Annotated in this window: 5 protein-coding genes and 2 pseudogenes; 4 read left to right on the top strand and 3 right to left on the bottom strand. The window is 73.5% G+C overall.

The annotated features are described in order from the left end of the window. The 3 genes and pseudogenes from GTW08_RS07420 to GTW08_RS07410 all read right to left on the bottom strand — a co-directional run. Positions 1-337 (bottom strand): annotated as a pseudogene (locus GTW08_RS07420) (SH3-like domain-containing protein); the annotation flags it as partial. Next, positions 334-915: a nitrile hydratase subunit alpha gene (gene nthA, locus GTW08_RS07415; protein WP_073577641.1), complete on the bottom strand. Its 582-nt coding sequence runs from the start codon at positions 913-915 to the stop codon at positions 334-336. The pseudogene GTW08_RS07420 and the gene nthA, both read right to left, overlap by 4 nt. 89 nt (positions 916-1,004) lie before the next feature. Further along, positions 1,005-1,886, bottom strand: coding sequence for a hypothetical protein (locus GTW08_RS07410; protein ID WP_062400283.1), 882 nt, complete (start codon positions 1,884-1,886; stop codon positions 1,005-1,007). Between the two features lie 189 nt (positions 1,887-2,075). On the opposite strand from GTW08_RS07410, the gene GTW08_RS07405 reads away from it, so the two are divergent. The 4 genes and pseudogenes from GTW08_RS07405 to GTW08_RS07390 all read left to right on the top strand — a co-directional run. Beyond that, the gene (locus tag GTW08_RS07405; protein WP_139282971.1) at positions 2,076-2,915 is read left to right on the top strand and encodes a siderophore-interacting protein; all 840 of its coding nucleotides are present in this window, start codon (positions 2,076-2,078) and stop codon (positions 2,913-2,915) included. A 197-nt stretch (positions 2,916-3,112) separates the two neighbouring features. Next, the gene (gene mfd / locus GTW08_RS07400) at positions 3,113-6,736 is read left to right on the top strand and encodes a transcription-repair coupling factor (protein ID WP_073577798.1); all 3,624 of its coding nucleotides are present in this window, start codon (positions 3,113-3,115) and stop codon (positions 6,734-6,736) included. A gap of 285 nt (positions 6,737-7,021) precedes the next feature. Further along, positions 7,022-8,209 (top strand): type III PLP-dependent enzyme, encoded by a 1,188-nt coding sequence (locus GTW08_RS07395; RefSeq protein WP_073577643.1) that lies wholly within the window; start codon positions 7,022-7,024, stop codon positions 8,207-8,209. Continuing rightward, positions 8,206-9,062 (top strand): annotated as a pseudogene (locus GTW08_RS07390) (peptidase S41); the annotation flags it as partial. The gene GTW08_RS07395 and the pseudogene GTW08_RS07390, both read left to right, overlap by 4 nt.

Here is a 9,062-nt window from a genome sequence, read left to right as displayed (position 1 = left end):
CGGCGGCGTCGGCGTCCAGCGCGGCCGGGGCGTCGGCGCGCGGGCGCAGGGGGCGCCCGGCGTCGAGCTCGTCGGCGCCGACCAGGCCGTGGGTGACCAGCAGCTTCTCGGTCGCCGCGAGCCAGATCTCGTAGTAGGTCAGGGTCAGGTAGACCGGCGGCGGGAGCGACTCGCGGGAGTGCCGGGACTCGTCGATCGACCAGCCGCCCGGGCGGGCCGCGGCGAGGGTCAGCGCCAGCACCAGCGGCTCCCAGTCCGCGTGGAACCGGACGTCCTCCGGCTCGGGCTCCACCGGCCCGAAGCCCATTGCGCCGCCGAGGTCGTGCGCGCCGTTCACGCCGACACCAGCCGGGTGCCGATCATGGCGTCGCGGGAGACGATCGCGGCGAGCTCGTCCGCGGACCACCCGTCCGTGCCGGCCGGACGCTGCGGGACGACCAGGTAGCGCAGCTCGGAGGTGGAGTCGTGCACCCGGATGGCGACGTCGTCGTCGAGCACGGTCCCGAAGTCGGCGAGCACGCCGCGCGGGTCCAGCACCGCCCGCGACCGGTAGGCCGGCGACTTGTACCAGACCGGGGGCAGACCCAGGACCGGCCACGGGTAGCAGGAGCACAGGGTGCAGACGACGAGGTGGTGCTCGCCCGGTGAGTTGAACACCGCGGCGAGGTGCTCGCCGCCGCGACCGCCGTAGCCGAGCTCGGCGACCGCCGCGGTCGCGTCGTCGGCGAGCCGGGCCGCGAAGTCCGGGTCGGTCCAGGACCGGGCGACGACGTGCGCGCCGTTCCGCGGGCCGACCCGGTGCTGGTAGGTCTCGATGATCTCGTCGAGTGCGGCCGGGTCGACGTAGCCCTTCTCGACCAGGATCGACTCGAGTGCCCGCACGCGGGCGTCCACCGGTCGCAGCTCACCGCTCATCGGGACGACGTTAGCCAGGCGGGGCCGGGGCGTCGAGAGCACGACGGCCCGGCACCTCGCGGTACCGGGCCGTCGGGAGGGCGGTGGGCTCAGGCGTGCGTGAGTGCGTCCTCGAACTCCTCGGCCTTCAGCGGGGCGAGGTCGGAGACCCGCAGGAAGTCGCCCAGCGTGGTGCCGGTCGCGCCCGAGTCGACGTTGCGCGGGCCGCGGCCGGCCCGGACGTCGTCGAGGTTGATCGTGCGCAGGTCGTAGGAGAACCGGGTGACGTCGGAGGTGTTCGGCGCCGACGCGTGCAGGTGGTTCGACGAGAACATGAACACGTCACCGGACTGCCCGGCGATCCGGATCTCGCCGCGGGACTCGAAGTCCTCCAGCGGGAGCGGGTGCGGACGGGTGTCGGTGGTCTTCTCGCCGGCGGCCGCGGTGCGGTGCTTGGCGACCCACTCGTCGTAGTCGTACTGGTTCGAGCCGTTCTTCACCGGGCGGTCGAAGTAGTCGGTGTACATGCTCATGACGTTGTCGCCGACGACGTCGAACACCGGGGTCCAGTAGTTCACGAGCTGCTGCGGGTGGCCGTACCACATGTCGCGGTGCGCCTTGTAGTTGTAGGACACACCGGCGGTGAGGAACTGGTCGGCCGGGATCACGCGCAGCCGCGGGATGTCGAAGTAGGTGCGCTCGGGGTCGACGCCGAAGTCGACGGCGAACTGCTGGCAGAGCGCCTTGGTCCGGTCGCCGTTGGTGAACTCGCGCTTGAGCGGCTCGACGCGGCGGACGAACTCGTCGACGTCCATCTCGTACTGGGCGCGCTCCGGGTCCAGACCCTCGAAGGCCTGACCGATCAGGTCCTTGGCGTGGTCGGCGAGGGCGTTCGCGCCGCCGATCCCGCTGTAGAGGTGGAAGTCGCCCCGGAACAGGGACTCGCGGCGCGCGTCGTCGTCGATCCGGCGGTTGAGGTAGACCGTGATCACCGCTTGCTCCTCCGTGCTGGCTCGGGGTCGGAAACCCGCCTGACGTCTGTCGACGCTAGCGCACACGATCGGGTGAGCATTTACGATGCAACGTAGTAGTCGCGCTGTGCGACACCGTGTCCGGAAGATCCGTTTGGTGTGGTCCGCTCCCTCATGGTTAGGTGAGCCTCACCTATGGAGGAGGCGGCGATGTCGGTCGTGACCGAGGACCGGTCGGCGGTCCGTGTGGTGAGTCTGCAGCGGCTCTCGGACGTCTTCGTCCGGGCCGAGCTCGAGGGGGAGGGGCTCGCCGGTCTCGGCCTGCCGGGCGTCCCCGACGAGGCCTGCGTCTTCCACTTCCCGCTGCCCGACGGCGGCCGCGACGACCACGGTCGCTGGTACACCCTGCGCGAGGTCAGCCCCTGCCGCACCCGGGCGTCCATCGACCTGGTCTGCCACCCCGGCGGGGTCGGCGCCGGCTGGGCCCGGCGGGCCTGCGTCGGTGACGAGATCGAGGTCTCGCACTCCAACAGCTGGTTCAAGCGCCCGGCCGGCGTCGGCTGGCAGATCCTCGTCGGCGACGCGGCCGCGCTCCCGGCGCTCGCCCGGATCGTCACCGAGACACCCGAGGGCATCGACACCGAGGTCGTCCTGGAGATCGACGAGGTCCCGGCCGACTTCCCCGCGCGGGCGCGGGTCCGCCGCGAGCCCGCGAGCGAGACCGGCAGCCGGCTGGCGGAGATCGTCGCCGGGCTGGCGCTGCCGGACGGGCCCGGCTACGTCTACGTCGGCGGTGAGGCGTCCGCGACCCGCGCCGCCCGCAAGCACCTGCGCCACGAGCGCGGCCTGCCGCCCGGCGCCTACGGCGTGCTCGGCTACTGGCGTCGTGACGCCGACACCTTCCGTCGCACCTGGAAGGCCAACCAGGAGCGCTTCGAGAAGGCCTACGCCGACGCGGCCGTCGCCGACGCGGCCGTCGCCGCCGGGGGCGACGACGAGCGGATGCTCGACCTCTACGAGGCGACCCTGGAGCGCGACGGGCTGCTCTGAGCGGGACGTGCCGCGGGACACCGACGCCTCGGTCGGCGCCCGCGTGGCCCAGGCGTAAACTCGGAGGTCGGCACCCCGACCGGGTCGGGAGCCCTACCGCGACCCGGGCAGGGGTCTGTCCTGCCCGCGGCCGGCCCCCGTCGCCGCGCGCACCGCCAGCCCACCTCCACCGAGGAGCCAGCGCCGTCGTGGCCATCCTGTCCGGTCTGCTCACCTCCGCCCTGTCCGACGCCGGTCTCCGCGCCGCCGTCGACGCCGCCCGTGCCGCGGACACCCGCGCCGGTGAGACCCCTGCCGTGCAGGTCGAGGGTCCCTCCGCGGTGCGCCCGCTGCTCGCCGCCGGGCTCGCCGAGACCTCCACGGTGCTCGCCGTGACCGCCACCGACCGGGAGGCCGAGGACCTCGCGGCCGCGGTGTCGGACCTGCTCGGCCACGGCGAGGCGCCGGGCGCCGCCGCCGACACGGTGCACGACTGCGCGGGCGCGCCGGTCGTCGTACTGCCGAGCTGGGAGACGCTGCCGCACGAGAAGCTGTCCCCGCGCCCGGACACCGTCGCCCGCCGGCTGACGATCTTCCACCGGCTCTCCTCGGCGGAGACCGCCCCTCGGGTGGTCGTGACCGCGGCGCGCAGCCTGATCCAGCCGGTCGCGCCCGGGCTGGGCACGCTCGCCCCGGTGACGCTGGCCGTCGGCGAGGAGTACGACTTCGAGCAGCTGCTGGTGCGGCTGGTCGAGCTGGCCTACAGCCGCGCCGAGATGGTCACCACCCGCGGCGAGTTCGCGGTGCGTGGCGGCATCCTCGACATCTTCCCGCCGACCGCCGAGCACCCGGTGCGCGTCGAGTTCTGGGGCGACGAGGTCTCCGAGGTGCGGTCGTTCTCCGTCGCGGACCAGCGCTCGGTCGGCGAGGTCACGCGGATCGACGTGCCGCCGTGCCGCGAGCTGCTGCTCACCACCCCGGTGCGCGAGCGGGCCGGCGAGCTGGCCCTGGAGCAGCCCGAGGCCGCGGGCCTCAACCGCAACCCGCTGCGCGAGCTGCTCGAGAAGCTGTCCGAGGGCATCCCCGGCGAGGGCATGGAGTCGCTGATCCCGGCGCTGGTCGGCGGGGAGATGCAGACGCTCACCGACCTGCTCCCGGACGGGACGCGGGTGCTGCTCGCCGACCCCGAGCGCATCCGCACCCGCTGCGCGGACCTCGTGCGCACCGGGCAGGAGTTCCTGGAGGCGTCCTGGCTGGCGTCCGGGTCCGGCGGCGAGGCCCCGATCGACGTCTCCGGGTCGGCCTACCGCGACCTGCGCGTCACGCTGGACCACGCGACGGGTACCGGCCGTCCCGTGGTCTCGCTGTCGCCGCTGCTGTCGGGCTCCGACGACGTCGTCGTGGCGGGCGTGCACGAGATCGAGCCCTACCGGGGCGACACCGACCGCGCGCTGACCGACCTGCGCGCGCACGTCGCCACCGGCGGCGCCGCGGTGCTCGTGCTGGCCGGGCAGGGCACCGCCGACCGCTCGCTGGAGCAGCTGCGCGAGGCCGAGGTCCCCGCCTCCGCCGTCCCGGTGCTCGCCGACGCCCCGGAGAAGGGGATCGTCACCGTCACCTGCGGGCGCGTGCTGAACGGGTTCACCGCGCCGGAGGTCGGGCTGGTCGTCGTCTCCGAGGCCGACCTGACCGGCAGCCGCGCCGGGCTCGACACCGCGCCGCGCAAGACCACCCCCCGCAAGCGCAACGCCGTCGACCTGGCCGTGCTGCAGCCCGGCGACTTCGTCGTCCACAACCAGCACGGCATCGGACGCTTCATCGAGATGAAGGAGCGCACCGTCCAGGGCGCCACCCGCGAGTACCTGGTGCTGGAGTACGCCAGCTCCAAGCGCGGCCAGCCCGCCGACCGGCTGTTCGTGCCGACCGACGCCCTCGACGAGATCAGCCGCTACGTGGGCGGCGAGCAGCCCGCCGTCAACAAGCTCGGCGGCGGGGACTGGGCCAAGACCAAGAGCCGGGCCCGCAAGGCGGTCAAGGACATCGCGGCCGGTCTGGTGCAGCTCTACGCGGCGCGCCAGGCCTCGCCGGGACACGCGTTCGGCGCGGACACCCCGTGGCAGCGCGAGCTCGAGGACGCCTTCCCCTACACCGAGACCCCCGACCAGCTCTCCGCGATCGACGAGGTCAAGCGGGACATGGAGCGTCCGGTCCCGATGGACCGCGTCATCTCCGGCGACGTCGGGTTCGGCAAGACCGAGATCGCGGTGCGGGCGGCGTTCAAGGCCGTGCAGGACGGCAAGCAGGTCGCGGTCCTCGTCCCGACGACGCTGCTCGCCACCCAGCACCTGTCGACGTTCTCCGAGCGGATGCGCCAGTTCCCGGTGACCGTGCGCGGGCTGTCGCGGTTCACCGACCCGGCCGAGGCGCGCGAGACGATCGAGAAGCTCGCCGACGGCACCGTCGACGTCGTCGTCGGGACACACCGGCTGCTCCAGACCGGCATCCGCTACAAGGACCTCGGCCTGGTGATCGTCGACGAGGAGCAGCGCTTCGGCGTCGAGCACAAGGAGCACATCACCGCGCTGCGCGCCGCCGTCGACGTGCTCACCCTGTCCGCGACCCCGATCCCGCGGACCCTGGAGATGAGCCTCGCCGGCATCCGCGAGATGTCGGCGATCACCACCCCGCCCGAGGAACGGCACCCGACCCTGACCTACGTCGGCGCCTACGACGACAAGCAGGTCGCCGCCGCCCTGCGCCGCGAGCTGCTGCGCGACGGCCAGGTGTTCTACGTGCACAACCGGGTCAGCTCGATCGACCGGGCGGCCAAGAAGATCCAGGACCTCGTCCCCGAGGCGCGGGTCGCCGTCGCGCACGGGCAGATGAACGAGGACCTGCTGGAGCGGACCGTCAGCGCGTTCTGGCACCGCGAGTTCGACGTGCTGGTCTGCACCACGATCGTCGAGAACGGCCTGGACATCTCCAACGCCAACACCCTGATCGTCGAACGCTCCGACACCCTCGGCCTGTCCCAGCTCCACCAGCTGCGCGGCCGGGTCGGGCGTGGCCGCGACCGCGGCTACGCCTACTTCCTGTTCCCGGCGGAGCATCCGCTCACCGAGACCGCACACGACCGGCTCGCCACCATCGCCCAGCACTCCGAGCTCGGCTCCGGTGCGGCCGTCGCGATGAAGGACCTGGAGATCCGCGGCGCGGGCAACATCCTCGGTGCCGAGCAGTCCGGCCACATCGCCGGCGTCGGGTTCGACCTCTACATCCGTCTGGTCGGGGAGGCCGTCGCGGCGTTCCGCAGGCAGGCGGGCGGGGAGATCGGGGCCGAGCCGGAGGAGCTGCAGGAGGTCCGGGTCGACCTGCCGGTCGACGCGCACGTCCCGCACGACTACGTCGACGGCGAGCGGCTGCGCCTGGAGGTCTACCGCAAGATCGCCGAGGCGCCGGACGACGCCGCGCTCACCGCGATCGTCGAGGAGCTGACCGACCGCTACGGCGAGCCCCCGACCCCGGTGCGCAACCTGCTGGAGGTCGCCCGGTTCCGCCAGCTCTGCCGCCGCCTCGGCATCCGTGAGGTCGCGTCGGCGGGCACCCAGCTGCGGATCGGTCCGATGCAGCTGCCCGACTCCGCCCAGCTGCGGCTGCGCCGGCTCTACCCCAAGGCGCAGTACAAGGCGGCCGCGCAGGTCGTCACGGTGCCCAAGCCGGTGCAGGGCAACCGGATCGGCGGCGCCGCCATGCGCGACGTCGAGCTGCTCGGCTGGTGCGCGGAGCTCCTGCTGCAGATCGTGCCGGCCTCCACCCCGGTGCACAGCTCCGCCTCGTCCTGACGCGGCCCCGACGCGGCGTTGACGCCGCGTTGATGAACACCGGGTGCTGCACCGAAGAACATCGGGTGTCGGCGTCCGTGCCGTTTCCGGGACGGAACGGGACGGACGCCGGCGAACTGCTCGCCGGAGTTGTCGGGATCAATCGCGCGACGTGGGTTCCCGTTTCCCCCGGTGATCCACGGCACCCCACGGACGTGATCCGCACTGTTTTACGATCGGATCGACGGCGGATCAGAACGCCGTTTCCGTCGTGAACTCCCCGTGTCCGGGAAAGAGGTGTGTCCGATGTCCGATCGCCGGCCCGTCTCCACCGAATCCGTCGAACTCTGCACTCCGTACCTGGTGCTGGACCTGGACGCCGTCCGGGAACGGTACGCCGAATTCGGACGTGCACTTCCCGGCGCGGAACTGTTCTATGCGGTCAAGGCGAATCCGGCCCCGCGGCTCGTCGAATTCCTGGTCGGTCTCGGCGCGCGATTCGACGTCGCCAGCCGGCCGGAGCTGGAACTGTGCCTCGCCGCCGGCGCGCGGCCCGCGGACATCTCCTACGGCAGTACCGTGAAGAAGGAACGCGACATCGCGTTCGCGCACCGCAGCGGAGTGCGGCGGTTCGCCGTCGACTCGGCCGCCGAGCTGGCCAAGATCGCGCGCTGCGCGCCGGGGGCGGAGGTGTTCGTCCGGGTCACCTGCACCGGCGCGGGCTCCTGCTTCCCGCTGGACCGCAAGTTCGGGTGCTCGACGGCCGCGGCCGCGTCGCTGCTGCTCGACGCCGACGCGGCCGGGCTGCGGGCCGCCGGGGTGTCGTTCCACGTCGGTTCCCAGCAGCTCGACCCGGGGGCGTGGCGGGCCGGGATCGCCGACGCCGCGGAGGTGTTCCGCCGGGTCCGCGCCCGCGGGCTGCGACCCGATCTGCTCGACCTCGGCGGCGGCTTCCCCGCGCACTACGACGCGCAGGTCCGCCCGCTGTCGGACTACGGCGACGCGATCCGCGAGGCGGTCGCCGCGGAGTTCGGCGACGACCGGCCGGAGCTGATGATCGAACCGGGCCGGGGCCTCGTCGCCGACGCGGGGACGCTCCACAGCGAGGTCGTGCTCGTGTCCGACCGGGACGGTGACGCCGGTCCGCGCTGGGTCTACCTCGACGTCGGCCGCTTCGGCGGGCTCGCCGAGACCGAGGGCGAGCTGGTCCGCTACCCGATCCGCACCGCGCACGACGACGGCCCCCGCTCCCCGGTCGTACTGGCCGGGCCGACCTGCGACAGCGCCGACGTGCTCTACCGCAGGCACCCCTACCTGCTCCCCGACGACCTGTGCGCCGGTGACGTGGTCCGGCTGCTGCACACCGGCGCCTACACCGCCAGCTACTCCTCGGTAGGCTTCAACGGCTTCGCCCCGCTGCGCTGCGTCTGCACCGGGGACCCCGCCGCGGGCGGGTCCGGAATGTCGGTGCGTGCGGCTAACGTCGCCGTGTGAGCTTCCTGCGCCATCCCCATCTGTCGGGTGACACGCTCGTCCTGGTCGCGGAGGACGACCTGTGGACGGCTCCGGTCGAGGGCGGGCGGGCCCACCGCCTGACCGCGGACGGGGTGCCCGTCACCGCACCGCGCTTCTCGCCCGACGGCGGGTCCGTCGCGTTCGCGTCCCGACGCGACGGCGCACCCGAGGTGTACCGGGTCGACGCCGAGGGTGGCACGCCCACCCGGCTGACCTGGTGGGGCGAGGCGCCGACCCGCGCCGCGGGCTGGACCCCCGACGGCGCGGTGGTCGCGCTGTCCGCGCACGGCGACGCGACCTCCCGGCTGTGGGCGTACGCGGTCCCGGCGACCGGCGGGGCACCGCGGCTGCTGCCGTACGGCACGCTCTCCGCGCTCGCCCACCAGCCCGGCGGACCCGCCGTGCTCACCCAGGTCGAGGGCGGGCGCGACGCGGCCCACTGGAAGCGCTACCGCGGTGGGCGCGCCGGCCGGCTGTGGCTCGACACCGCCGGGACGGGGGAGTTCACCCGGGTCCTCGCCGCCCTGGCCGGGCAGCTGGAGTGCCCCATGGTCGTCGACGACGGGTCGGGCCCGCGGCTGGCGTTCGTCTCCGACCACGAGGGCTGGGGGAACGTCTACTCCGTCCCGCTCGCCGACCCCGGCACCGACCTGCGCCGGCACACCGACCACGGGTCCGGCGGCGGCACCGACTTCTACGCCCGACACGCGAGCACCGACGGGCGCCGGGTGGTCTACGAGTCGGCCGGGGAGATCTTCCTGCTGGACGACCTGTCCGCCGCCTCGCAGCCGCGCCGGATCGACGTCCGGCCCGGCGGGCCGCGGCGCGCCCG

Source organism: Pseudonocardia sp. SID8383 (genome assembly GCF_009864975.1).
Taxonomy (GTDB): Bacteria; Actinomycetota; Actinomycetes; order Mycobacteriales; family Pseudonocardiaceae; genus Pseudonocardia; species Pseudonocardia alni.
Note: the sequence above shows the minus strand (reverse complement) of the source record. Positions and strands in the feature narration are given on the sequence as shown.

Coding starts and splice junctions, on each gene's coding strand:
- nthA (WP_073577641.1), bottom strand. CDS start 915: ATGAGCGGTGAGCTGCGACCGGTGGACGCCCGCGTGCGGGCACTCGAG.
- GTW08_RS07405 (WP_139282971.1), top strand. CDS start 2,076: ATGTCGGTCGTGACCGAGGACCGGTCGGCGGTCCGTGTGGTGAGTCTG.
- GTW08_RS07395 (WP_073577643.1), top strand. CDS start 7,022: ATGTCCGATCGCCGGCCCGTCTCCACCGAATCCGTCGAACTCTGCACT.